The following is a 24,220-nucleotide window of genomic DNA, read 5'->3' as shown; positions in this document are numbered from 1 at the left end:
AGCGGGTAACAGAACCAGCCCATGCCTGACGCTGCCCCGATACTCCTGATCAACACCCCGGTGACGCTGTCACTGGCGATCGTGGTGTTGTGGCTGGGGCTTCGTATCAATCAATGGGTCGCCATACTCGGTCGCCTCAACATCCCGGCCGGCGTTACCGGTGGCCTGCCCGCCAGCGCCCTGGTCGCTGCCATTGAGATTACCAGCGGCTGGGACATCCGGTTTGACCTTGAACTCAGGGACCTGCTGCTGATTGTATTCTTCAGCACTGTCGGCCTCTCTGCCCGTCTGCGCCAGATGCTTGAGGGTGGTAAGGCGCTTGCGCTGATGCTCGGACTCGCCGTGCTGCTTTTGCTCTTCCAGAATCTTGCGGGCACCCTTGTTGCGCTGATCAGCGGCGAGAGCCCGCTTTATGGATTGATCGGGGGGAGCGTCTCGCTGGCCGGAGGGCATGGCACTGCGCTGACCTGGGGGCAGCTTTTCGAGGAGCATTTCGGGCTGGCCAACGCCCAGTCGATGGGCATGACCTTCGCCACGGTCGGGCTGATCAGTGGTGGCCTGATTGGCGGGCCGGTAGGCGCCTGGCTTGTGGGTCACTATCGTCTGGCGCCGGGCGGGGAAGATGGCCGGCTCCCCAATGCGGCGGCCAGAACGAAGGAAATCACCTACCTGATTGAACTCAACAGCCTTCTCCGGGCGGTTCTGTTGGTTGCGCTCTGTTTTGCCCTCGGCTCCGTCATCTATGATTGGCTTTCGGGGCTCGAAGTCCGGCTTCCCGCCTTTCTCACCGCCATGTTCCTTGGCATTGTACTGACCAACAGCCTGGAGCTGTTCCGGGTGGAAATAGACCATCGGCCCATCCAGCTGATGGGCGACCTGAGCCTGCAGCTGTTCCTGGGGATGAGCCTGATCAGCCTGCCGTTGCTGGCCCTGCAGGGAGCTGTGGGATTGATCAGCCTGGTGATGCTGTTACAGGCGGTGGTTATTACCACTTTCACCATCTGGGTCGTGTTCCCGCTGCTGGGGCGGGACTATGATGCCGCCTGCATCAGCAGTGGTTTTATCGGCATGGGACTGGGGGCGACACCTGTGGGCATTGCCAACGTGAACGCGTTGACCAGCCGCTACGGACCCAGCCCCAAGGCCTATCTCGTGATTCCGCTTCTGGGTGCGTTTTTCATCGACATCGCCAACGCCACCCTGGTCCAGCTGCTGCTGGGGTCGGGGTGGTTTGGGTGAACCCGCAAGGGGTCTAATGCTAAAGTAGCATTCACCGCGCCATAGTTAAGGCTCATACTGGGAACCCCTGAGCTTTCTGATACGCCATTAATCTCTTCAACAAAGCCGGACCCGAGGACGACATGACAACCGACGCACCCAGAATTGTTTATACCGAAACCGACGAAGCCCCCGCTCTCGCCACTTACTCTTTTCTCCCCATTGTTCGCGCTTTTGTCTCCCCGGCAGGAATCAATGTGGAGCCCAGTGATATCTCCCTGGCGTCGCGGATACTGGCCCAGTTTCCGGATTACCTGCGTGAGGATCAGCAGGTTTCAGACCAGTTGAAGATGCTTGGAGAGCTCACGAATCACCCTGATGCCAACATCATCAAGACGCCCAACATCAGCGCGTCCATCCCCCAGCTGCGTGAAGCCGTGGGCGAGCTCCAGGAGAAAGGGTTCGCCATTCCGGACTATCCCGAGGCGCCAAAAACGGATGAGGAAGAGGCCATCCAGGACCGTTATGCCAGGGTGCTGGGCAGTAACGTGAACCCGGTGCTGCGCCAGGGGAACTCGGATCGGCGGGCCTCGAAGGCCGTGAAGGAGTATGCCAAGAAGCACCCCCACTCCATGGGCAAGTGGAGCCAGGCATCGCGCACCCACGTGGCGCACATGCGCAGTGGCGACTTCTACCACAGCGAGCAGTCCACCATTGTGGACAAGGCCCAGACGGTGCGCATTGAACTCGTCGGCGACAGTGGCAAGACCACGCCCCTCAAGGAAGTTGCCGTTGAGGAAGGGGAAGTGATTGATGGCATGTTCATGAACGTGAAGGCGTTGCGCCAGTTCCTGGAAGAGGAAATCGAGGGCGCGCGTCGTGCCGGGCTGCTGTTCTCGCTGCACGTGAAAGCGACGATGATGAAGGTGTCTCACCCGATCGTGTTTGGCCATGCGGTGACGGTCTACTTCAAGGACGTCTTTGAGAAGCACAAGGAGCTGTTCGAACAGATGGGCGTCAACCCGAACAGCGGTATGAGCAACCTCTATGACAAGATCAAGGACCTGTCCTTCTCGGAACGCTCCGAAATTGAGGAAGACATCCGCGACTGCTTCATCAACCGCCCGGAAATGGCCATGGTGGATTCGGATCGCGGCATCTCGAACCTGCACACGCCCAGCGACGTGATCGTGGACGCCTCCATGCCGGCCATGATCCGCGCAGGCGGCAAGATGTGGGGCACGGATGGCAAGATGAAGGACACCAAGGCGGTGATCCCGGAGAGCACCTACGCCACCATCTACCAGGAAGTCATCAACTTCTGTAAGCACCATGACGCCTTTGACCCGAGCACCATCGGAACCGTGCCCAACGTGGGCCTGATGGCGCAGCAGGCCGAGGAATACGGCTCTCACGACAAGACCTTTGAGGTGCCTGAGGACGGCCGTATGCGGGTCGTCGGCGAAGATGGCAGCGTGATCTTTGAGCATAAGGTGGACCATGGTGATATCTGGCGCATGTGCCAGACCAAGGACCTGCCCATCCGCGACTGGGTCCGTCTGGCCGTGGAACGTGCCCGGCTCAGCGGCATGCCGGCCATCTTCTGGCTGGATCCGGAACGCCCTCACGACGCATCGATGATCCGTAAGGTGAAGCACTACCTGAAAGAGCATGATACCGAAGGTCTGGATATTGAGATCATGTCCCCGGATCGCGCCATCCGCTACACCATGGAGCGCATGATCCGCGGCCGCGATACCATCTCCGTCACCGGTAACGTGCTGCGGGACTACCTCACGGACCTTTTCCCCATCATCGAACTGGGCACCAGCGCCAAGATGCTCTCCATCGTTCCGTTGCTGGCCGGTGGCGGCCTCTTCGAGACCGGTGCGGGCGGCTCCGCGCCCAAGCACGTCCAGCAGTTCCTCGAGGAAGATCACCTGCGGTGGGACTCGCTGGGTGAATTCCTGGCGATGATGGTGTCGCTTGAGCACATGGGGAATAAGCAGGGCAACGAAAGAGCCGGGATCATGTCCAGGAGCCTGGATGCGGCTACCGCCCGTTTCCTGGAAGAGGACAAGTCGCCCTCGCGCAAATCCGGCGAGCTTGATAACCGGGGCAGTCACTTCTACCTGGCGCTCTACTGGGCCGATGCCCTGGCAGCGCAGGATGAGGATAAGGAGCTCAAGGAGAAGTTCGGGAAGCTGGCCAAGGAGCTCGCGGATAACGAGGAGACCATCCTGAAGGAGCTGATCGAGATCCAGGGGCAGGCCGTGGATATCGGTGGCTACTACTATCCGGACGCGGACAAGATCCAGAGCCAGATGCGGCCCAGCAAGACGCTGAACGGCATCATCGACTCGTTCCGCTGATCGTGACTCGCGTACAAGGAGAGACCCGGGCGAATGGAGCTATCCCTTTTCCAGGTAGTAAAGCTTGACCTGGTAGCAACCCTGGGTCTGTCCAAGGATGCGTTGCATGTCTTTGTAGGGCTGGCCGTGTTCTTCGGTGCGGCCCTGCTGTTCAGGCGCCCTCTTGATGCGTTTCTACCCCTGGCCATGGTGTTCGTTGCCGCCGCGCTGGGCGAGATGCTTGATATGCGCGATGATCTCTTGCAGCTGGGCCACTGGCGTTGGCAGATCAGTCTGGGGGATATGGCGACCACGGTGTTCTGGCCCCTGGTGGTCTGGGGGCTCGCCCGGTTTCGGATGCTGCGGGTTTATCAGGATCCGGGGTAGCGTCGCCATGGCAGCCAGCGCGGTGCCTGGCATAGAGCCCTGGCGCTCGGGCGGTGAACAGTTCAATTGCCATCAGAGGCTTGTTCCAGTATCTCGACCCGGTCGCGTCCGTTCTCCTTGGCCCGGTACAGGGCCTGATCCGCCCGCTTGATGACCTCGTCGGGGTCCGGGTCGCCGTCGACTACGCCGACGCCCAGGCTGATTGTAATCGGTAGGGTAGTGGCGCCGGCATAGAACGCCTTCTCATTGACTTTTCTGCGGATTTTTTCGGCCACGATAAGCGCCTCCTCACTGCCTGTGGCACGCAGCAGAATCAGGAATTCCTCGCCGCCCCAGCGGGCGATGGCATCCTCGATGCGCACCGATGCCCGCATCCGCTCCGCCAGGTCCCTGAGCACCTCGTCACCCACGTCGTGCCCATAGGTGTCGTTCACATGTTTGAAAAGGTCCAGATCCGCCATGACCAGTGCGTAGGTGTTGTGATGGCGGCTGGAGCGGGCGTGTTCCACCTGGAGCTGGCCTTCCATTGCCCGGCGATTGAGCAGGCCGGTAAGAGGATCGGTCATGGCATTGTGATGCAGTTTCTGCCGGTCATTGAAGGCCCGCACGCGAGAGATGAAGAGCACTTCAGCGATTATGCAGCCGATGACGGCCATCATCAGCGGGTGGATCACCAAACCCATGGCCGTGACAGAATCGGTGCCGCTGCTTGCAAGCAGGATCAGCAGTCCCGCGAAGGGAATGCCGTAGATCACCGCAAGATCCCGGATACCGGCGGTGGCCACAATGGCCACGGCGGCGGTGGTCATGATCAGGCCTCGAACCATCAGGTCAGTGACCTCGGTGCCCGCCAGATGATGCAGTACCAACAGGCCGGTCGTCATCAACATGATGGTCAGGCCCAGAGTTATCGCCATGATTCGGGGCCACGGCCCGTCAGGGCGCCGGTAATGGAGCCAGAGAGTAATCAGCGCGAGCATTAATGGTGGCAGGCGCATCAACAGGTCGTACCCCCAGAATCCCTGGGGGACCGGATCGATCCACCAGTCGGAAACATGGAACAGGGGAACCATGATCAGCGTGACCCAGGCTGCCAGCACTGCGTACTGGCGGGCCAGACGGCGCTGGTAGTCCCTGAATGCGGGGCGCCATTCCGCGGGAACCCGGGGATAATGCCAAAGTGACGTCACGTGAACTATCCTGTTGAATTCAATTCTGAGCATAGCAGTTTGTTCGATTTTTATTCGGAGAATCCAAAGCGATGTTGTGTTTTTCCTATGGCTCGAATATGTCCCAGAGACGTCTGCAGGCCCGCGTCCCCTCGGCCCGTTTTGTGGCGGTGGCGGAACTGCCGGAGCATCGGATGGTGTTCCATAAACGCAGCCGTGCTGATGGTTCGGCCAAGTGTGATGCCGAATACACGGGGCAATCCGGCGATCGCGTCATAGGCATCGTATGGGATATTGCAGCCTCCGAGAAGGGCGACCTGGACCGTGTGGAGGGGCTGGGGTACGGCTATGCCGAGAAGATGGTCGAGGTTATCACGGGGCAGGGTGAGCGCCTGAATACGCAGATCTATGTGGCAACCGACATCGACCCGACACTGACGCCCTATCGCTGGTACTGGGAACATGTGCGCATTGGTGCCCGGGAAAACCGTTTCCCCGCTGAGTATACTGCCTGGATCGAGAGTGTGAGTGTGGCGGAGGATCCGGAAGCGGAGCGGCATCAACAAGAGTTGTCCATCTACACAAGGTCGGAGCTGTTTCCGGAGTAACCTGAATGAGTCCGAATGATCAGCAAACCAGAGGTTCCCACTGGCTGGACCGCGTTGAACGTGCCGGGAACGCGCTGCCACACCCGGTCACGCTCTTTGCGATGGCATTGGCCGTGGTCATGGTGCTCTCTCAGCTCGCCGTCTGGGCGGGATGGTCGGTACGCAAGCCCGCCGGTGCTTCCGGTGAGGGAGAACTGGTAACGGCAGAGGGACTGCTTGAGAGTGAGGGCCTCTGGTGGCTGTTCTCCAGCATGGTGGAAAACTTCGTGACCTTTCCGCCCCTGGGGCTGGTTCTGGTGGCCATGCTGGGAATTGGCGTGGCGGAGCGGTCGGGGTTGCTGCCCGCGTTGCTTGAACGCCTCCTGCGCGTGACCCCGGATCGACTGCTGGCGCCCGCGGTGGTGCTTCTCGGGATTCTGTCGTCAATCACTCTGGATGCGGGCTATGTGGTCCTGCCGCCACTGGCAGCGGTACTCTTCCATGCCGCCGGTCGTTCGACGCTGGCGGGGTTGGCGGCTGCGTTTGCCGGGGTATCGGCCGGTTTCAGCGCCAACCTGATGATTACCGCGCTGGACCCGCTGCTGGCCGGGTTGACCGAAGCTGGCGCGCGGATCCTTGAGCCGGATTACGCTGTGGCAGTGACCGCGAACTGGTGGCTGATGATTGCCTCCACCCTGGTACTGACCGGCGTAGGCTGGTGGGTCACCACCCGTATTGTTGAGCCGCGCCAGGAAGCGGGTGCGGACAGCGCCGGAGAGGGGGAGGCTGGGTATGACGCGGGCCCAATGCCGGAAAGGGGCCTCAAGGCAGCGGGCGCCGCCTTTGCAGTTACGTTCGGAGCCGTCCTCCTGATGATCCTTGTCCCCGGTGGGCCCTTGCATGGACAGGGTGAAAATTTCGCCCGTTGGGTTGAGGCCATGGTGCCGCTGCTGTTGGTGTTGTTTCTTGTGCCGGGGCTTGCCTATGGGTGCTTTGCCGGCACCATTACCAGTGACGAGGACCTGGCGACAATGCTTGCCAACACCATCGCGGCCCTGGCGCCCTACATCGTGCTTGCGTTTGTAGCAGCCCAGTTCATCGAGGCTTTCAGTTACAGCCAGCTCGGGCTTCTGCTGGCCATTACCGGCGGCAAGGCGCTGGCGTCCCTGGCGATTCCGGCGCCGGCACTGGCACTGGGTTTCCTTCTGGTGGCCATGGTGGCGAACCTGTTCATTGGTTCGGCCTCGGCCAAGTACGCCTTCCTGGCGCCGGTGTTTGTCCCCATGCTCATGCAGGCAGGGCTCAGCCCGGAGCTGACGCAGGCGGCCTATCGCATCGGGGACTCGGTGACCAATATCATTACGCCACTCAACCCGTACTGGGTGATCGTTCTGGCGTTTGTCCAGCGTTGGCGCCCGGGCGCGGGAATTGGCACTCTGGTGGCCTTGATGCTGCCCTACGCAATCGCGTTCGCGGTGGTGTGGCCGCTGTTACTGGCTGTCTGGATTGCCCTCGGTATTCCCCCGGGGCCGGCCTGAAGGAGCAAGAGGAAGCATGAACAGTATCTTCATAACCGGGGCCGGCGCAGGGATTGGGCGCGCCACGGCCCATTACTTTGTCGCTAAGGGTTGGTTTGTCGGCGCGGCGGATCTGGATGAGGCGGCGCTCCATTCTCTGCAGGAGGAACTCGGCGAGGCGCAGTGCAGTATTCACGTTACGGACGTGGTCGATGCGGCCTCGGTGCGACAGTCGCTGGCGGGCTTTGCCGCGCGGACTGACGGCCGGCTCGATGTGCTGCATAACAACGCCGGCCTTCTGCGGGTGGGGCGTTTCGAGGAGATTCACCTCGAGGATCACCGGCAGGTGGTGGACGTGAACCTCACCGGCCTGATCAATGTCCTGCACACTGCCTTCCCTTATTTGCGTGACACCCCTGGCGCCCGGGTGGTGAACATGAGTTCCGCCTCGGCCATTTACGGCACGCCGGATTTCGCCTCCTACTCCGCTACCAAGCACGGGGTACGGGCGATGACGGAGGCGCTGGATATTGAATGGGAGGGCTATGACATCCGTGTCTGCGACCTGATGCCGCCTTTCGTGAAGACCGGCATGGTGGCATCGAACGAGGCCGGCTCGGGCATGTTCAACGCCATGGGTGTTCATCTCACGGCTGAGGATGTGGCCAGGGAAGTGTGGAAGCTGACCCGCAGCTCCGAGCTGCACCGCCCCATTACGCGCAGGATGCGCAGTCTGTGGACGGTTTCAGGAACGCTTCCCGCCGCCGCGATCCGCGGCATTATAAAGAGGCTCTGGGGGCGCTAGGCGGAACCCGCTTCCGGAAACGGCTCGGGGTACCAGCGGAAACAGAGGGCGATGGCCAGGGAGGCGGCTGCAAAGACGCCGAAGGCTATGATGTAGCCAGTCTGGGCGATTGCAATGCCCGCCAGGGCCGATCCCACGGCCTGCCCGACGGCAATGGCGAGGAAGGGAAGAACCCCGCCCAGCGAGGGGTGGTCCGGCAGCATTGCAATGGCGCTGACCAGGTAGGTGCCGGCAAGAGTCATGTAGGCCAGGCCAAAGATCGCGGCCGAGCCGATAGCCAGGGGCAGGTTGTCGGGCGCCGCGAGTGGCATGACCGTCGCCACGGCCACGCCGGCCAGGGCCAGGCCCTGTGTTGGCCCCGCGCCGTAGCGCTGACACATGTCTCCGGCCAGGGCCGCACCGAGCCCCGCCAGACCCACTGCCAGCCAGAGCCAGCCCGTCAGGTTCGGTGCCAGGCCCCCAAGTTCAACCACCAGGTCCGGGGTGAAGACCCAGTAAGCCGAGCTCACAATGCCCATGCCAAAGGCGAAGATGTTCATGCCGATCAGTCGACGCCGCTGCAAGGGCGTGATGGGGGGTGCCTGTGTCGGTGGGTCGTCGGTTGGGACGGACCCGCTCCTGGGGATGAACCACCAGGCAGCCAGGGCCAGAAGCGCAGCGAGGATGGCAAAGGAGGCATAAGCGCCCCGCCACGCATTGGCAAGAAGCAGAACGGCGGGGACCGAGACGACAACCCCCACGCTCGTGCCCGCGTTCATCACCGCATTGACCCGACTGTGCAATCCGGGGCGAATCGCCTTGTGGATACCCTCCGATAGCGCGGGCATGCTCAGGCCCGTGCAGATACCGCAGAGGAAGACGCCAGTGCCAAGCGTCAGCGCGCTCCCGGCCTTGCCGATCAATGTGAGTCCGATGGCTCCGAATGCACAGGCAAGCATGGCCCCGTCACGCGCGCCCAGACGCCTGGCAAGAGGCGCTGCGACCAGGCTCGCAACGATGAAACCGATGAAGGCCATGGAGCCTACCGACCCCATGACATCCGCACCCAGACCAAGCTCTTCACGGATTGGTGGCACAAAAAGCCCATAGGCGAAGCGGGCCAGACCATAACTCATGGCAATGATGGCGGCGCCGAGCGTCGCAAACGCAGTCGCTGAGACAGGCTTCATGGGGTCCTCTTCCGGCTTGATGGGTTTGGGGTAAAGAGAGCGGCTATTCTGCCAGTTTTCGACGATCGGTTCACATTCCGTATCACGGCGCTGGCCCAGGATCCCAACTGATGACCGACGTCAATAGGCAGACCCGCAGGGTTATTTATGGTTGAACTTTGGTTGTGATGTCAGAGGAGGAGTTCTGGTTATGTCTGAGGGACAGGATTCAAGAATAGCGTTGGTAACCGGCGGGTATGGCGGCCTCGGGACCGCGATCTGCAAGGCGTTCGCGCGTGATGGTTATAAGGTGGTGTCCTCCTATCGTTCACCCGAACGTAAGGCGCACGCCGTGGAATGGCAGCAGGAAATGGCTGCTGACGGGCTGGAAGTTGGTCTGGTCTGCATGGATGTCTCCGACCCGGAAAGCTGTCGAAGCGGCGCCAACGAGTTGCTTGAGGAGTACGGGCGTCTTGATGTTCTGGTCAATAACGCGGGTATCACGCGGGACGCGGTCATGAAGAAGATGAGCGTTGAGCAGTGGCATGACGTCATCCATACCAATCTGGACAGTGTCTTCAACGTCACGCACCCTTTTCTCAATAGGATGCTTGAGCAGGGGTTCGGGCGTATCGTAAACATATCCTCGGTTAACGGGCAGAAAGGGCAGTTCGGGCAGGTGAACTACTCAGCGGCCAAGGCTGGTATTCATGGTTTTACCAAGGCTCTTGCCCAGGAAGTTGCGCGCAAGGGCATTACCGTCAACACGGTTTCACCCGGTTATGCGGCGACAGATATGGTAATGTCAGTGTCTGAGGAAGTGCGGGAGAAGATTGTGGCCCAGATCCCGGTTGGCCGCCTTGCGGAGCCGGAGGAAGTGGCAAGGGTGGTCCGGTTCCTGGCGGATGATGAATCGGCCTTCATAACGGGCGCGGATTATTCGATCAATGGCGGTATGCACATGCACTGAACCCTTACGTCAGTGGTGTAAGGATGATAAACGAGAAGGAGCAGAATGATGTTTGAGAACCTCAAGAAAACAGCGGAACCCGTTTCCAGGTTCAACAAGCTGACCATGAGCACGGTATCCAAGGTGGGTGAGATGCAGATGGAAGCCCTCCGGGATTTCATGAGCATGGCGGGCCAGCAGGCGAAAGCGGCAACACAGATCCGCGACTACGAGGACTTCCAGAAGTACCTCAGTGACCAGGCAGAGATGTTCAACAATATTGTGGAAAAGGCCAGCGAGAACATGAACGAGCTCTCGCGCATGGCGGATGAATTCCGGGAGGAAGCCAGCGAGGTGTTTCACGAGGAAGACGAGGGACAGAAAACCTCTCAGGGGAAGAAAACCTCTCAGGGGCAGAAAGCTTCTCAGGGAAGCAGCGCCAGCGCTTCCAAGTCGTCTTCCACCAGCTCGAAGAGCCAGGCAGGCAAGACGAAAACGCCCGAGAAATCCTCCCAATAATAACGATCGCATGAGCATTATGGCACTGGAGAGCCCCCTTCAGTGCCGCGCTCCCGAGGTTTTTCAATGTTTGAACTGCTGAAACGCGTCAAGAACGAGTTTAGCGAGCACGTGCCGGCGCTCGGTAAGCTGATGCTGGATACCACCAGGCGAAACCTGGACCCCCGCAATCTATCCAATACCGATACCTCCTTCATGCTGGACGTCAGTTCCACCATGACGGATACCCTCCGCGAGGCGGCCGTCAATCCGTCCAAGGCGTTTGGGGATGGCATGGAGCTGGCCCAGGGGTATGCGAAGCTCTCGCAGAATGTCGCGGCCCGGTTGATCGGCCGCCATCCGGATCCGGTGGTCGAGCCCGATAAAAGCGATCATCGCTTCGACGATGAGGCCTGGGAGCGCAACCCGCTCTATTACGCCATTCGCGAAATCTACATGCTCAATTCCCGCTATCTTCAGGAAATGGTGGATGACCTGGAAGGCCTGAGCGAGCAGAACCATCGCCAGCTCAGTTTCCTGACCCGACAGTTCATCAATGCCATGGCGCCGACCAACTTCTTCCTGACCAACCCGGAGGCCGTGCGCCGCTGCCGCGAAACCTGGGGGCTCAGTGTCATCCGTGGTCTGGAGAACTTCCTTCAGGATGTGCGCCGTTCGCGGCAGATGCTTAATGTGTCCATGACCGATACCGGAGCCTTCCGGGTGGGACAGAACGTGGCGGTCACCCCCGGCAAGGTGGTGTACCAGAACGATCTCTTCCAGCTGATCCAGTACCAGCCGACCACGGAAACGGTGCATCAGCGTCCTCTGCTGATCGTCCCACCCTTCATCAACAAGTACTACATCATGGATCTTACCGAGGAAGACTCCATGATGCGCTGGCTCGTTGCCCAGGGGCACACTGTCTTCATGATGTCCTGGGTTAATCCGGATGCCTCCTACGCCGAGACCACTTTCAGCGACTATGTCACCCAGGGTGTACTGGAAGCCATGGACGCGGTGGAGGCGGCCACCGGCGAGCGGGAAATGAACACCATCGGTTACTGCGTTGGAGGCACACTGCTGGCGACCACGCTGGCCCATCTCAAGAAGAAGGGCGAGGATGACCGCATCCTTTCCGCTACCTTCCTGGCCACGCTGCTGGATTTCAAGGATCCGGGCGAGATCGGCATCTACATCAACGAGAATATTGTCCAGGCCATGGAGTCGTACATCGACCAGCTGGGCTACTATGATGGCCGCCTGGTTGCCTTCAGCTTCTCGACACTGAAGGAAAACAACCTGATCTGGTCCTTCTTCGTGAACAACTATCTCAAGGGCCAGGATCCGCTGCCGTTTGACCTCCTGTACTGGAACTCGGATTCCACCAACCTGCCGGCGGCCATGTACAAGTTCTACCTGCGCGAGATGTACGTGAATAACCGCCTCAAGGAGCCCAATGCGCTGGAGGTCGCGGGAACCCCCATTGATCTGACCAGCATTGATACGCCCTCCATGTTCGTTTCCACGATCAAGGACCACATAGCGGTCTGGAAGAGCACCTACGCAAGCTATCTCCTTCCCAAGGGGCGCAAGCAGTTTGTCCTGGGTGAGTCGGGGCATGTGGCCGGGATCATCAACCCGCCGCACGCCAACAAGTATGGGTACTACCTGAACGACACGGAAACCGAGGATCCTGATGCCTGGTTTGAAGGAACAGAGCGGCATCCCGGATCCTGGTGGCCCCACTGGCAGGCGTGGGTCAGTGAGTTCCAGGGCGAGGAAGTTGCACAGAGGATTCCCGGTGACGGGAAGCTTGATGTTATCGAGGACGCACCGGGTAGCTACGTGAAGCGTCGTATTGTATAGAGCGAGGGAAGTGGTAATGGCAACAGCAAGAACGCATCAGAGTTTCGAGAGCCTGGAGCGGAGCGTCGATGCCGTGATCGCCAAGGTTGGCAAGGATATTCGCCTGGGCCTACCCCTTGGCCTCGGTAAGCCCGTTAATCTGGTCAACGCGCTTTACCAGCGCGCCCGGAAGGACCCGGAATTGAAACTGCACATTTTTACGGCACTTTCCCTGGAAAAACCGCTGGGCGGGCAGTCCCTGGAGCGTCGATTCATGGGGCCATTCGTTGAACGCGTATTCAAGGGGGTCCCGGATCTCGATTACGTGGTTGACCTGCGCCAGGGGCAGCTCCCGGATAACGTCCAGGTCTCCGAGTTCTTCTTCAAGGCGGGCAGCTGGCTTGGCCATAAGGATCAGCAGCAGAACTATATCTGCACCAACTATACCCACGCGGTGCGGGACCTCATGGCCCAGGGGGTCAATGTGGTCGGCCAGATGGTCGCGCCCCATCCCGCTGGCGAGGAGCGGGTGAGCCTCAGTTGTAATCCCGACCTGACCATTGATCTCATTCCGGAAATGCGAGCCCGCGAGGCCGCCGGGGAACCTGTCGCGATCATGGCCGAGGTCAACGACCAACTGCCCTGGATGGGTCACCATGCAGACCGCTCCATGGATGAGTTTGATGTGATACTCAAGGGCGACGACTGGAATCACCCCCTGTTCAGCGCGCCCAAGATGCCGGTGGTGCCCGAGGACCACATGATCGGCTTTTACGCCAGTTCACTGATCCGCGATGCGGGTACCCTTCAGGTGGGCATCGGCTCCCTGGGTGATGCGGTGGTCTACAGCACGCTGACGCGTCACCACGACAATGATCGCTATGTTGAGCTTGCCGAAAAGGTGGGCCTTGAGAAGAACTTCCCGATCGTGAACGAAGTGGGCGGGACGGACCCGCTTCCCGATGGCCTCTATGGCTGCAGTGAGATGATGGTGGATGGCTTCCTGTACCTGCTCAAGGACGGGGTGCTGACACGCGAAGTCTTTGAGGACGAGACCCTGCAGCGCCTGGTTGATGACGGACGCATTGCCAAGCGGGTGTCGCTGCAGACCCTGGATACCCTGGTGGAGGAAGGGCTCATCCGGTCCACGTTGCGGGCCAGGGATCTGACCTGGCTCCAGCGCTTCGGCATCCTTCGCGCGGACTGTGAGTTCAAGGGTGGGCAGTTGCTGGTGGACGAAGAAGGCATCACCCCGGACCTCAGCGATGAGAGCAGTCGTAAGGCCATTGAGATCCATGCACTCGGGAAACAGCTCAGTGGCGGAGTGGTAATGCACGGTGGTTTCTACATCGGGCCGGAAAAATTCTATCAGGGCTTGCGCGAACTGTCAGAGGAAGAGCGCAACAGTATTTCCATGACCAGCGTGTGTTTCATCAACCAGCTCTATGATCACCAGTACGGCGCCCAGTCCCTGAAACAGGCCCAGCGTCGCCATGCCCGGTTCATCAATTCGGCGATGATGGTGACGCTCAACGGAGCCGCCGTCTCGGATGGGCTGGAAAACGGGCAGGTGCTCAGTGGGGTTGGCGGCCAGTACAATTTCGTTGCCATGGCCCATGAGCTGCCCGAGGGCCATTCAATCCTCACGCTGCGCGCGGTCCGCAACTCCGGGGAAAAGCCCGCGTCCAACATCATGTTCAACTACGGCCACTGCACCATTCCCCGGCACCTGCGGGACTTCGTGGTTACCGAGTACGGTATTGCCTACCTGCGTGGTAAATCCGACCAGGAAGTCTTCCAGGAACTGATCAAGATCGCCGATTCCCGCTTCCAGCCCGAGCTGGTGAGCCAGGCGAAGAAAGCCGGCAAGATTCCTCAGGACTGGGAAGTGCCAGCAGAGTTCCGGAACAACACTCCGGAGCGAATCGAGGCTGTCATCGGGGCGTTCCAACAGTCCCACGACCTGTTCCCGCGATTCCCGTTTGGTTGTGACTTCACCGATGACGAGCTCAAGCTGGGCAAGGCCCTGAAAGCGCTCAAGGCAAAGGGAGGCAGCACCAAAGGAAAGATCGGGCTTTTGCTGCAGGCGCTCAGGGCGCCCCAGCCGGATGCGGAGCAGCTCCGCCTGCTGGAGCGCATGGGGCTGTCGGAACCCGATAACTTCCACAGCCGCCTGGAGAAGCGGCTGCTGATGGTGGGCCTGTCAGCTACTAAATAACCGCCGGTGTTGCCCGCAAAGGAGGGATGCTGACGCATTCCCTCCGGTGTTCACTTCCTCCCCAAAATCGCCATCCCCGCCTATCGCAATACGCAATCCGTTAACTATTAAATCCTGTAAATTCAAAAGACTATTAGAGCTCCTCTCTGAGGCCTTTCTGTTGTGTTGATAAAAATCATTGTTCAATATCATGAATAACCCTAACTTCTGTATGGTTATTCGTTCCCGTGCCCCGGAGGTAGTCGCGACTTGTTGGCCTTCACCAGTCCGCCCGCACATTCCCGTCACAGTGATAGGTTGCTTCGGCTACCGCTGATTGGTCATGCCCGCTGTATTGGGGCCTCAGTCAGTCGGATGGAGCATCTGTTGGGCTCGTTGGTGCGGGACCCCCGGATCCGTGAACTTGCAGACGAGCCCTCGGGCGGTGACGGGTGCCTTGCTACTCTTGTGTCGGGGCCAGCACGGGTGGGGTATGTGACGTGTGGCCAGCCCGTCATGGCCGAGTTCTGGAATGAGGATTTTTTCGGGTGCGTCATTCCCTTGCGTGGTCGGGCCCGTCTGGAGCAGTACCCTGCTGCCGTCCAGGGGCGGAACGGGCCTTTCTTTCTGCTTCCGAAGAGTGACCAGACATGGCAGTTTTCGGCGGACTGCGAACTGTTGGTGTTGCGGTTCAGTGTTGAGTCTGAGGGTGTACGGCGTCGTATCCAGGACGTGCTTCAGTCAGAGGATGGCAAGGGTCTGGCCGACTGTGCTCAGGTTCTGATGGAATCCATCCCTTACCGGCTCCACCACGGACTGGGTTACACCGCCAAGCTTCGCCTGCTTGAACGCATTCGCGGGGAGTTCCTGCAGCTTTTCGGGATTGACCCTGAGGAACGGGCAGCGCCTTCGGGACCCGAGGTTATGGACCCGAGAGTCCTGCGCGCCATGGACTACCTGCTGCAGCTTCCCGCCAGCGAATACCACCTTGATGCCGTCTGTGACGTGGCTCACATGAGCGCCAGGGGCCTCTACTACGCGTTCGAGCGCAACCTTGACTGCACGCCCTATGCCTATTTCCGCGCCTGCCACCTGATCCGGGTCAGGCTGGCCCTCCTCAGGGACACGGAGCGCCGCCATTCGATTGCCTGGCATGCCTCGACTTATGGATTCCAGCACATGAGCCGGTTCGCCGCGCACTACCGGAACTACTTCGGGGAATTGCCGAGCGAGACCTGCCAGCGTCTGGAGCGAGACTTTACTTGCCATTGCTGACGCCTGATACTTGAGCGCCTTTTTCCGATAACCGGACCTGTGGACAGAAAGGAACCTCGTTATGGCGGTATGGCAGATCTGGCTGTTGCTGGCGATTGTGCTTGCGACCCTGGAGCTGACGGGTGCCCATTTCATCATGCTGGCTATGGCGGCCAGTGCGCTGGTGGTGGCGTTGGTGACTCTGCTCGGCGTGCCCAGCCTGACGGCCCAGGTGCTGATTTTCATGGGGGCGGCACTGGTGCTGACTCCCGGATTTGTCATCTGGTTTCGACGCCATTTCCAGGGCCGTCAGAGCCGCACCGGCCTCGTGGGTGAAAGCGGCTATGGCGAGCGGACGGTAGAGGTGGAAAAACACGGCCACCGTATTGGCGTGGCCCTGGAGGGGAACTGGTTCCCCGCGCGCCTGAAAAACGGGGACTCTCCCGAACCCGGTGAACGGGTACGGGTGATCGGTTTCAAAGGCATTACCGCCATTGTTGCAACGGAAGCAGAAGGAGACCAATCATGATGGAAGCAAGCCTGATCATCAGCGTGGTGCTGGCAGCGCTGGTTATCTATGTCCTGGCCAAGGGCATCCGCATCGTCCAGCAGTCCGAGGCCATGGTGATCGAACGCCTTGGCAGCTACAGCCGCACCCTGGAGCCGGGCATCAACATCATCATTCCCTTCGTCGACAAGCCGCGTTCCATCAAGGTGCGTCGCTACAAGCACGGCGCCAAGGAACCGGTGATCATGGAGGAGGAGCGTATTGACCGGCGCGAGACGGTGCTGGATTTCCCCGCCCAGTCCATGATTACCAAGGACAATGTGACGGTGAGCATCAACGGGGCTATCTATTACCAGGTGATCGATCCCGCCAACGCGGTCTACAAGGTGGAGAACTTCATCCAGGCCATCGAGGTGCTTGCCAAGACCACCCTGCGCGCGCTGATCGGCCAGAAAGACCTGGACGAGATCTTCTCCAACCGGGACGAGATCAACGCCCACCTTGAGCAGACCATGGACGAGGCCGGCAACAAGTGGGGCATCAAGGCCACCCGTGTTGAGATCCAGGATGTGGATATGCCCTCGGAGATCGAGGATGCCATGCGCATGCAGATGACGGCCGAACGCAATCGTCGTGCGTCCGTCACCGAAGCTAACGGCAAGCGCGAAGCGGAGATCCAGGTCGCGGAAGGTGAGAAGCAGGCCGCCATCCTGCGCGCGGAAGGCGACAAAGAGTCGGCCGTGCTCCGGGCCGAGGGGGAGCAGGAAGCCATCACGCGGGTAGTGAGCGTGGCCTCCGAGCGCGAGGACTTCAGCACCCAGCAGGTAGTGAATTACCTGCTGGCCCTTGAGTACCTCAAGACCCTGCCGGATGTGGCCAAAGAGGGTGACCGTGTCTTCCTGCCACTGGAGTCTACCCAGATTACCGGCGCATTGGGCGGTATTGGTGAACTGCTCAAGGGCGGGCGCGCCTGAGCCAACTCCGTCGGGCTGTTGGAATGTCTGGATCATGACTGACGCTTTCTGATAGAAATGCGTTGTCGGGCATTCCAACAACAAGACGACGGAGCCAGCCATGAATCAATCTCCCCGGGTCGCGGTCATCGGTGCCGGACCCAGCGGCCTCACTGCCGCCAAGAACTGCCTGGAGGCGGGGCTGCCGGTCTCCGTTTTCGAGCAGAATGACAAGGTTGGCGGCAACTGGGTGTTCAACAGCCGCACCGGGCACGCCAGTGTCTATGAAAATACCCACATCATCAGCTCCAAGGCATGGTCCGAGTACGAAGATTTTCCGATGCCGGACGATTACCCGGAATATCCCAACCATCGCCAGCTTCAGGCGTATTTCGAATCCTATGCCCGTTATTTCGGCGTCATGGAAACCATCCAATTCGAGACCCGGGTTGATAGGGTCACCCGCAACGAGGACGGCACCTGGCACCTGCGCTATACCCAGAGCGATGGCACTGAGGTTGAGGATGATTTCACCCACCTGATGGTGGCCAATGGCCACCACTGGAACCCCAAGAACCCCGAGTACCCCGGCCATTTCAACGGCACCTGGATGCATTCCCACGACTTCCGGGGCGTGGATGACAGTTGGCGGGGCAAACGAGTATTGATTATCGGCGCGGGCAATTCAGCGTGCGACGTGGCGGTGGAGGCCGCTCGGGTAGCGGATCACGTGGGGCTGAGCATGCGCAGTGGCCAGTGGTTTCTGCCCAAGTTCATGTTCGGTAAGCCGACGGACGAGCTGGGGGCGAATATGCCCCCCTGGATGCCCTCGAAGCTCCGCCAGATCCTGTTCACGGTCCTGTTGAAGCTGCTCCAGGGTGATTATTACCGCAATTACGGCCTGCCGAGACCGAAACGCCTGGTGCTGAGTCATCATCCCACGGTCAATTCCGATCTTCTGGATTTCATCCGGCACGGGCGCATCAAGCCGCGACCGGCGATCCGGGAACTCAGTGGTGACAGGGTGGTTTTCAAGGACGGCCGGGAGGAGGCTTATGACACCATCGTGGCCTGCACCGGCTTCTGGATCAGTTTTCCCTTCTTCGACAAGTCGTTGGTCGACTTCGAGCATGAGGAGCAAGTGCCCCTGTACCGTAAGATGATGCACGCGGACTTCAGCAACCTCTACTTCATCGGCCTGTTCCAGCCGCTGGGCTGCATCTGGCCCATGGCCGACTACCAGGCCAAGCTGGCGTGCCAGGAGATCCTGGGGAACTACCATCGACCCGGTGATATGCGCGCGGCGATTCGCGAGGAGCTGGCCCATCCCCACATGGATTTTGAAACGGGCACCCGCCACTCAACGGAAGTCGACTACCAGAGCTTTCGCCGGGACCTGAAAAAGGAACTTGCCAAGGCCGGCATCGACATTGGCAAGGCCCCTGCGGGTAAACCCGGTCGCTACAAGCATTTCATGGGGCCAGCGCGTAGCCAAAGGGCACACAGCGCCTGATGGAGTGACTCAACTCTCTGTTTGTGACGCATTTCCGGTGACTTGTCTGGAATGTGTTGAGAATATGCCAATCAGGCCAATGCAACGGATTGAGCTATTGATTAGGGTCTCTACCTTTTGCAAGAAGAATTCGACCGATAAAAACCAAGGAGCTATTAATGGTCAATGTTGATGACAGGAAAACAACGCTGCACAGCCTCTTCTACTGGGCACAGCGCTCCCCCGATATGGTCTACATGACGCAGCCCTATCCGGATGGCTCCACCACGGAGATCACCTGGAAGCAGGCGGCAGACCAGGTGCTGCGCATGGCGGCGCACCTGAAGTCCCTGGAACTGCCGGAGAAGAGCTGTATCGGCCTGCTGGGCAAGAACAGTGACCACTGGATCATGGCGGATCTGGCCATCTGGGCCGCCGGTCATGTTTCCGTGCCGCTTTATCCTACCCTTAATGGTGAGACTGCGGCCTATGTGCTTGAGCACAGCGAAGCCAAGATGATGTTCATCGGCAAGCTCGACGGTACCGCCGACGGCTGGAATGACATCAAGAACTATATTCCCGAGGATCTGCCGCTGATCTCGCTGCCCATGTCCCCGCGCAAGGACGTGCCGCAGTGGAAGGACATCACCGCGAAAACCGAACCGTTGAAGGAGCCCCACCTGCCGCATCCGAGTGAGCTGGCAACGCTGGTCTACACCTCCGGAAGTACCGGCAGGCCCAAGGGCGTCATGCATTCCTTCGAGACCATGATCTCCGTGGCCGAGGGGCTCAAGCAGATCTTCCCGGTGGACCAGAATGATCGCATGCTGTCGTACCTGCCACTGGCTCACGTGGCCGAGCGCGCGGCGGTGCAGACCTCGTCGCTGTACTTCGGTTTCCAGCTGTTCTTCGCCAATTCACTGGATACCTTCCAGGAAGACCTGCAGCGGGCGCGTCCGACGATCTTCTTCTCCGTGCCGCGTCTCTGGATGAAGTTCTACCTGGCCATCTGCGACAAGCTGCCGCCGAAGAAGCAGAAGATCCTGTTCCGGATTCCGATACTCAACTCGCTGATCAAGCGCAAGATCCTCAAGCAGCTGGGTCTCAACCATGTGCGCGCTGCCATCACCGGCGCAGCGCCGCTGGCCCCGGAAATCATCCACTGGTACCGCAACATTGGCCTTGAGCTGCTGGAAGTCTACGGCATGTCCGAGAACTTTGGTTACTCTCACGCCAACCGGCCGGGTGAAGCCAAGGTGGGCACCGTGGGTGTGGCCAACCCGGGTGTGGAGCACCGCATTGCTGAGGGCGACGAGCTGCAGGTGAAGAGTCCCGGCCAGATGATCGGTTTCTTCAAGAACGAGGAGAAGACGAAGGAAGAGGTCACCGAGGACGGCTTCCTGAAGACCGGCGATATGGCGGAGGTTGACTCCGAAGGGTATGTCCGGATCACCGGCCGTGTTAAGGATCTCTTCAAGACGGCCAAGGGCAAGTACGTGGTGCCGGTGCCAATCGAGAGCAAGTTCACCCATCCGAAGGTGGAAGTGGTCTGCGTGGCCGGTGCCAACCAGCCGCAGCCCTGTGCCCTTGTAACACTGTCCGAGGAAGCCCAGGCGGAAGTGGATCGCGGTGGCGACAAGACCGAGATCGAGAACGGTATCGCCGAGGAGCTGGATGTGGTCAACGCCAAGGTCGAGGATCACGAGAAGCTGGCCTTCGCGGTGGTGGTCAAGGAGCCGTGGACCATGGAAAACGGCATGCTGACGCCGACCATGAAGATCAAGCGGAACGTGATCGAGGACCACTACAAGGACAAGCTGCCGAAGTGGTATGACCAGAAGAAGAAGGTGATCTGGGAAGAATAATCCTCCCCGGGTAAAGACAACCCCGCATCGGCTTGCCTGATGCGGGGTTTTTTATTGGCTGGGTGGCAGCTCAGTTGCCGCCGTGGATCATTTTCTCAATGCGTCGGATTGCGTTGAGGCTCTCCAGCCGCTCGTCGTTGTCCATGGCATCCAGGTAGATCTGCTGGTTTTTCGAGCCCCGGTCGCTGCCATTCTCGGCGGCCAGGGTGGACCAGGCATAGGCCTGTTTGAGGTTGCGCTCCACGCCACGCCCTTCCCCGTAGAGATACCCCAGGCTGGCCTGGCTTCCGGCGTGGCCTTGGAGGGCGGCTTCCTTGTACCACTCGAAGGCCCTGCCGTAGTCCTGTTCAACGCCGTCCCCCTGGTAATAGAGGTAACCCAGCATGGTCTGGGCCCCGGGATGGCCCCGTTCCGCGCTCCGTTCATACCAGTAGGCGGCCCGGGCGGCATCCTTTTCGAGACCGTTACGGCCTTGGTAAAGGTCATCACCGAGGTGTTTCTGGCGGTCCGGCGAACTGCGTGCCACCCGGACTTCGCGCCGGAGCAGCTCACCGTGTGTGTCCAGGTACTCAACGGCGGGCTGATAGCCCGCGTCGGCTGCCTTCTCAAGCTGGGATTCGGCCGCTTCGAATTCCCGTTCCTCTCTCAGTATCCGCCCGAGTCGGTACTGGGCTTCCGGGAGACCATCCTCGTTGGCCACCAATTCCAGTGTGTCCCGGGCAGCCCTGTCGGAGTCCAGACCGATCCCGGTTTCCTGGTACAGCTTGTAGAGTTGGAGCTTCGCCTGGGCGCTTCCGGCACTGGCCAGACGGCCGTAGATCTCGGCGGCCTCCTTGGGGTTGCCGGCCTCCCGAGCCTGGTTGGCTTCCTTTAGGGTAGGCGCGGCGCAGGCGGTCAGAAGCAGGGTGGCAATTATGAGGCTGGTTTTTCGCACAGTCAGAACCTGTTCGGGGGTCAGATAGAGTCGACCTCAGACATGGTTGCGAAGCCCGAGATCATCCGGATACGGAGTAAGATAGTTCTGATGCGCGAGATAGGCAACGGGCTCGCGCCGCTGTGCCATGCGCAATAGCGTCATGGGAACGATCAGCGGTACTTCGCCGCGCACATAGGCATCGATCTGTTCGCTGAGCATTTTGCGGTCCTGGGGGCCAAGCGCATCGTGTAGGAAGCCCATGAGGTGCTGCATGGCGTTGGCGTGGTCACCCCGGCTGATGCGTTTCTGCATGGCGGCCATGAAGGCCGTGATGTAGTCCCTGGCAATGGATTCCAGGGGTGCGGACTTGAGGTCTGACAGCAGCGGCCCCAGCTCACGGTAGGTTTTCTGGCAGTGCGCAAGCAGCTGGAACTTGTGCCGCGTGTGGAAGTCGAGCAACGACGTCCGTGTCAGGCCGTTCTCGATCATGCTGCACCAGTCATCGTAGGCATAGACGCGCTCGACGAAGTTTTCCCGCAGGTGGCTGTCGTTGAGGCGACCTTCCTCTTCCACCGGTAACTCCGGGTAGGCCTCGATCAGCGCGTCCGCGAACAGCCCGCGACCGTCCCGGGCAATGACATTGCCTTCCTCGTTGTGGATACGGATGCGTTCCATGCCGCAGCTCGGAGACTTGGCTTTAAGGATGTAGCCACGCAGGTCCCCGAGGTGGGGCAGGGTCTGGTGAATCCAGTCCTGCATGGCATCGGTGTGGTCCGCATCCCCCTTGGTGGTGATCAGCCGCAGACCATCCTGGTGCCGGCGCAGGTGAATGGCGGGGCGGGGTACGCCCAGTCCTGCCTCCAGCTCCGGGCAGAGGGAGCGGAATTCAAAGTACCGGGACAATACCTGGGAGCAGTATCGGGCATGCTTATGGCCACCGTCATGGCGCACTTCCTCACCCAGCAAACAGGAGCTGATGCCGACCGGGATTCTGCGGATCTGGGGTTCGTTCGTCATGGGTGCCTCTGCCTTGTCGCCTGTAATTATTATTACGCTTCAATCAACGCAGGCGATCATCGAAAGTCCTGTCTGCATCATAGCAGTGAATGGGGTTCAGCAGCCGGAGCCCCTAACCCGCGGGTCGGGCGGCTCAGCGCTCGGGGCAGCGAATGATCGGGCAGGCGGTGGTTGCTCGGCGCGTTTCCCTCAAGGCGGGCCTTTCCGGGAGTTCTGCCTCGTCCCCCAGGGTCTTGCGGGCGCAGTCATGGACCCGGCGCGCAGCAATCGCGCATCCCTGCTCAGAAAGAAGCACCGTCAGGTTGTTCCAGGCCGGGGCCATCTGCGGATGGGTCCTGGTGAGTTGCTGGAAATGGGTCAGCGCCGGCCCGGGCCTGTCCATGGCGTAGGCAACATTGCCCAGTCCGAAGCGGGGCGCGGGTTCATCCGGCCACTCGGTCAGCGCGGTTTTATAGGCCCTGCGGGCTGCTTCAAGCTGACCGGTGGCCTCCAGGTCGCTGGCTGCGGAAAGCCAGGGCAGTGGTTGTGCCGTGGCGGGGAGCTGGTCCGGAGGGACCATCACCCTTGCCCAGTAGTCCGCACGTTTCCAGCTGTTCATGAACGGGCGCATGGGCTCGGCGTGGGCCCGGCGGGTGTCGGTGTGAAGGATCACCTCAGAGGCCTCGCGGTCATAGCCGATGACCACAGCGAAATGCCACTGCGGCCACCACTCCAGCGCCAGATTCTGCATGACAAGGACCGGATTCCCGGCTGCAATCTCCTGCATCAGGGCGTCCAGGCTGCCTTCCAGCGGATAGACGAGCAGCCCTCTCTCCCGGGCGGCGGAGACCATTTCGACCTGCAGGGTGCCACCGCGCTCAGGCAGATAGACCCGGTCCACCAGTTCATCCGGCGTGGCCGGGATGTCCCTTGCATTGAGCATGGTGGAAAGAGCGGCCGGGCCGCACTGGTAGGCGTCCTGGGCGTGGAAGGGAATATCCTCCAGGGTCCTGTGCTCCGGGCGGGCGCCGCTGCCTTCGCGCTTCTCAGGCCACTCATGGTTGGCGGCGCAGCCACCCAGAATCAGGGCGGCTGCGACAAGGGCTAGTTGATGCAGCGGACGAAGGAGAAGATGTTGGTGGCGCACAGCATGTCCGTGACGATAAAGACGAAGACAAAGAAGGCAATAACCCCGACCACGCTCTCACCGGTCGGCGCTTCAGCCAGTTGTTGGTTGAAGTCCGCCAGCTCCTGGGGGGTCAGGCTGTTGATGCGCTGTTCCACCTGCTCCTGGGATACGCCCATGCGCTCAAGCGTCTGCTGGACCTCCTGCTTCTGCAGCATGGATTTCAGTTCGTCCCGGTCATGATCCAGCTTCTGTTCCGCCACTACGCTGTCGGTGCTGACCATATCGGCCTGGGCCATCAGGGGCGCACAGGCGAGAAACAGCATGGCCAGAATCTGGATGAACGCGATCTGGCGAATTGGAAGTCTTGTGTGTCGCATAATAATGGAACTCCTCTTTGCCATTTACGCGAGTGTAATGGCTTGGCCGACCGCTC

General features: G+C 60.3%; 21 protein-coding genes. 15 read left to right on the top strand and 6 right to left on the bottom strand.

What is annotated here, in order from left to right:
* The first annotated feature begins 21 nt into the window (after positions 1-21).
* The 3 genes from gltS to DES49_RS10725 all read left to right on the top strand — a co-directional run bounded on the left by gltS (position 22) and on the right by DES49_RS10725 (position 3,956).
* Positions 22-1,239, top strand: coding sequence for a sodium/glutamate symporter (gene gltS, locus DES49_RS10735; RefSeq protein WP_133736402.1), 1,218 nt, complete (start codon positions 22-24; stop codon positions 1,237-1,239).
* A gap of 122 nt (positions 1,240-1,361) precedes the next feature.
* Positions 1,362-3,590 carry an NADP-dependent isocitrate dehydrogenase gene (locus DES49_RS10730; RefSeq protein WP_133736401.1) on the top strand — a complete coding sequence of 743 codons (2,229 nt, stop codon included), beginning with the start codon at positions 1,362-1,364 and terminating at the stop codon, positions 3,588-3,590.
* Positions 3,591-3,623: 33 nt separating this feature from the next.
* Positions 3,624-3,956 carry a hypothetical protein gene (locus DES49_RS10725; protein ID WP_133736400.1) on the top strand — a complete coding sequence of 111 codons (333 nt, stop codon included), beginning with the start codon at positions 3,624-3,626 and terminating at the stop codon, positions 3,954-3,956.
* Between the two features lie 62 nt (positions 3,957-4,018).
* Here DES49_RS10725 and DES49_RS10720 read toward each other — a convergent pair whose 3' ends face one another.
* Positions 4,019-5,146 carry a GGDEF domain-containing protein gene (locus DES49_RS10720; protein ID WP_166646062.1) on the bottom strand — a complete coding sequence of 376 codons (1,128 nt, stop codon included), beginning with the start codon at positions 5,144-5,146 and terminating at the stop codon, positions 4,019-4,021.
* Positions 5,147-5,217: 71 nt separating this feature from the next.
* Here DES49_RS10720 and DES49_RS10715 point away from each other — a divergent pair, with 71 nt between their 5' ends.
* Genes DES49_RS10715 through DES49_RS10705 form a run of 3 tightly spaced genes read left to right on the top strand, consistent with a single transcriptional unit; the run spans position 5,218 to position 8,034 of the window.
* The gene (locus DES49_RS10715; RefSeq protein WP_133736398.1) at positions 5,218-5,733 is read left to right on the top strand and encodes a gamma-glutamylcyclotransferase family protein; all 516 of its coding nucleotides are present in this window, start codon (positions 5,218-5,220) and stop codon (positions 5,731-5,733) included.
* Between the two features lie 5 nt (positions 5,734-5,738).
* The gene (locus DES49_RS10710; RefSeq protein ID WP_133736397.1) at positions 5,739-7,250 is read left to right on the top strand and encodes an AbgT family transporter; all 1,512 of its coding nucleotides are present in this window, start codon (positions 5,739-5,741) and stop codon (positions 7,248-7,250) included.
* A gap of 16 nt (positions 7,251-7,266) precedes the next feature.
* On the top strand, positions 7,267-8,034 hold the full coding sequence (locus tag DES49_RS10705) for an SDR family oxidoreductase (protein WP_133736396.1): 768 nt from the start codon (positions 7,267-7,269) through the stop codon (positions 8,032-8,034).
* Here the strand turns inward: DES49_RS10705 and DES49_RS10700 are convergent.
* Positions 8,031-9,203 carry an MFS transporter gene (locus DES49_RS10700; protein ID WP_133736395.1) on the bottom strand — a complete coding sequence of 391 codons (1,173 nt, stop codon included), beginning with the start codon at positions 9,201-9,203 and terminating at the stop codon, positions 8,031-8,033. The genes DES49_RS10705 and DES49_RS10700 overlap by 4 nt on opposite strands.
* 190 nt (positions 9,204-9,393) lie before the next feature.
* Here DES49_RS10700 and phbB point away from each other — a divergent pair, with 190 nt between their 5' ends.
* From phbB to DES49_RS10655, 9 genes are all read left to right on the top strand, one after another.
* The gene (phbB, locus tag DES49_RS10695) at positions 9,394-10,152 is read left to right on the top strand and encodes an acetoacetyl-CoA reductase (protein ID WP_133736394.1); all 759 of its coding nucleotides are present in this window, start codon (positions 9,394-9,396) and stop codon (positions 10,150-10,152) included.
* A gap of 45 nt (positions 10,153-10,197) precedes the next feature.
* Positions 10,198-10,650 (top strand): phasin family protein, encoded by a 453-nt coding sequence (locus DES49_RS10690; protein ID WP_133736393.1) that lies wholly within the window; start codon positions 10,198-10,200, stop codon positions 10,648-10,650.
* A gap of 66 nt (positions 10,651-10,716) precedes the next feature.
* Entirely contained in the window at positions 10,717-12,498 is a 1,782-nt protein-coding gene (gene phaC / locus DES49_RS10685) for a class I poly(R)-hydroxyalkanoic acid synthase (protein WP_133736392.1), read from the top strand.
* Positions 12,499-12,514: 16 nt separating this feature from the next.
* Positions 12,515-14,695, top strand: coding sequence for an acetyl-CoA hydrolase/transferase C-terminal domain-containing protein (locus DES49_RS10680; RefSeq protein ID WP_133736391.1), 2,181 nt, complete (start codon positions 12,515-12,517; stop codon positions 14,693-14,695).
* 366 nt (positions 14,696-15,061) lie between these two features.
* Positions 15,062-15,949, top strand: a complete 888-nt coding sequence (locus tag DES49_RS10675) for an AraC family transcriptional regulator (RefSeq protein ID WP_166646061.1) — start codon at positions 15,062-15,064, stop codon at positions 15,947-15,949.
* A gap of 61 nt (positions 15,950-16,010) precedes the next feature.
* The gene (locus tag DES49_RS10670) at positions 16,011-16,457 is read left to right on the top strand and encodes an NfeD family protein (RefSeq protein ID WP_133736389.1); all 447 of its coding nucleotides are present in this window, start codon (positions 16,011-16,013) and stop codon (positions 16,455-16,457) included.
* Complete coding sequence (locus DES49_RS10665) at positions 16,454-17,410, top strand: SPFH domain-containing protein (RefSeq protein WP_243865018.1); 957 nt, start codon at positions 16,454-16,456, stop codon at positions 17,408-17,410. The genes DES49_RS10670 and DES49_RS10665 overlap by 4 nt, the downstream gene beginning before the upstream one ends.
* A 100-nt stretch (positions 17,411-17,510) precedes the next feature.
* Positions 17,511-18,902, top strand: coding sequence for a flavin-containing monooxygenase (locus DES49_RS10660; RefSeq protein WP_133736388.1), 1,392 nt, complete (start codon positions 17,511-17,513; stop codon positions 18,900-18,902).
* Positions 18,903-19,060: 158 nt separating this feature from the next.
* Positions 19,061-20,746, top strand: a complete 1,686-nt coding sequence (locus tag DES49_RS10655; RefSeq protein ID WP_133736387.1) for an AMP-binding protein — start codon at positions 19,061-19,063, stop codon at positions 20,744-20,746.
* 70 nt (positions 20,747-20,816) lie between these two features.
* On the opposite strand, the gene DES49_RS10650 is transcribed toward DES49_RS10655, so the two are convergent.
* The 4 genes from DES49_RS10650 to DES49_RS10635 form a co-directional block, all read right to left on the bottom strand.
* Positions 20,817-21,680: a tetratricopeptide repeat protein gene (locus tag DES49_RS10650; protein WP_133736386.1), complete on the bottom strand. Its 864-nt coding sequence runs from the start codon at positions 21,678-21,680 to the stop codon at positions 20,817-20,819.
* A 36-nt stretch (positions 21,681-21,716) separates the two neighbouring features.
* The gene (locus tag DES49_RS10645; RefSeq protein WP_133736445.1) at positions 21,717-22,661 is read right to left on the bottom strand and encodes a YbgA family protein; all 945 of its coding nucleotides are present in this window, start codon (positions 22,659-22,661) and stop codon (positions 21,717-21,719) included.
* Between the two features lie 151 nt (positions 22,662-22,812).
* Positions 22,813-23,805 carry a PA2778 family cysteine peptidase gene (locus DES49_RS10640; RefSeq protein WP_133736385.1) on the bottom strand — a complete coding sequence of 331 codons (993 nt, stop codon included), beginning with the start codon at positions 23,803-23,805 and terminating at the stop codon, positions 22,813-22,815.
* Positions 23,763-24,164, bottom strand: a complete 402-nt coding sequence (locus DES49_RS10635) for a PA2779 family protein (RefSeq protein WP_133736384.1) — start codon at positions 24,162-24,164, stop codon at positions 23,763-23,765. Before DES49_RS10635 ends, DES49_RS10640 begins: the two co-directional genes overlap by 43 nt.
* Between the last annotated feature and the right edge of the window lie 56 nt (positions 24,165-24,220).

It is taken from the genome of Halospina denitrificans (assembly GCF_004364635.1).
Taxonomy (GTDB): domain Bacteria; phylum Pseudomonadota; class Gammaproteobacteria; order Pseudomonadales; family Oleiphilaceae; genus Halospina; species Halospina denitrificans.
The sequence above is the reverse complement of the archived record's forward strand: the minus strand, read 5'-3'. Positions and strand labels throughout refer to the sequence as shown.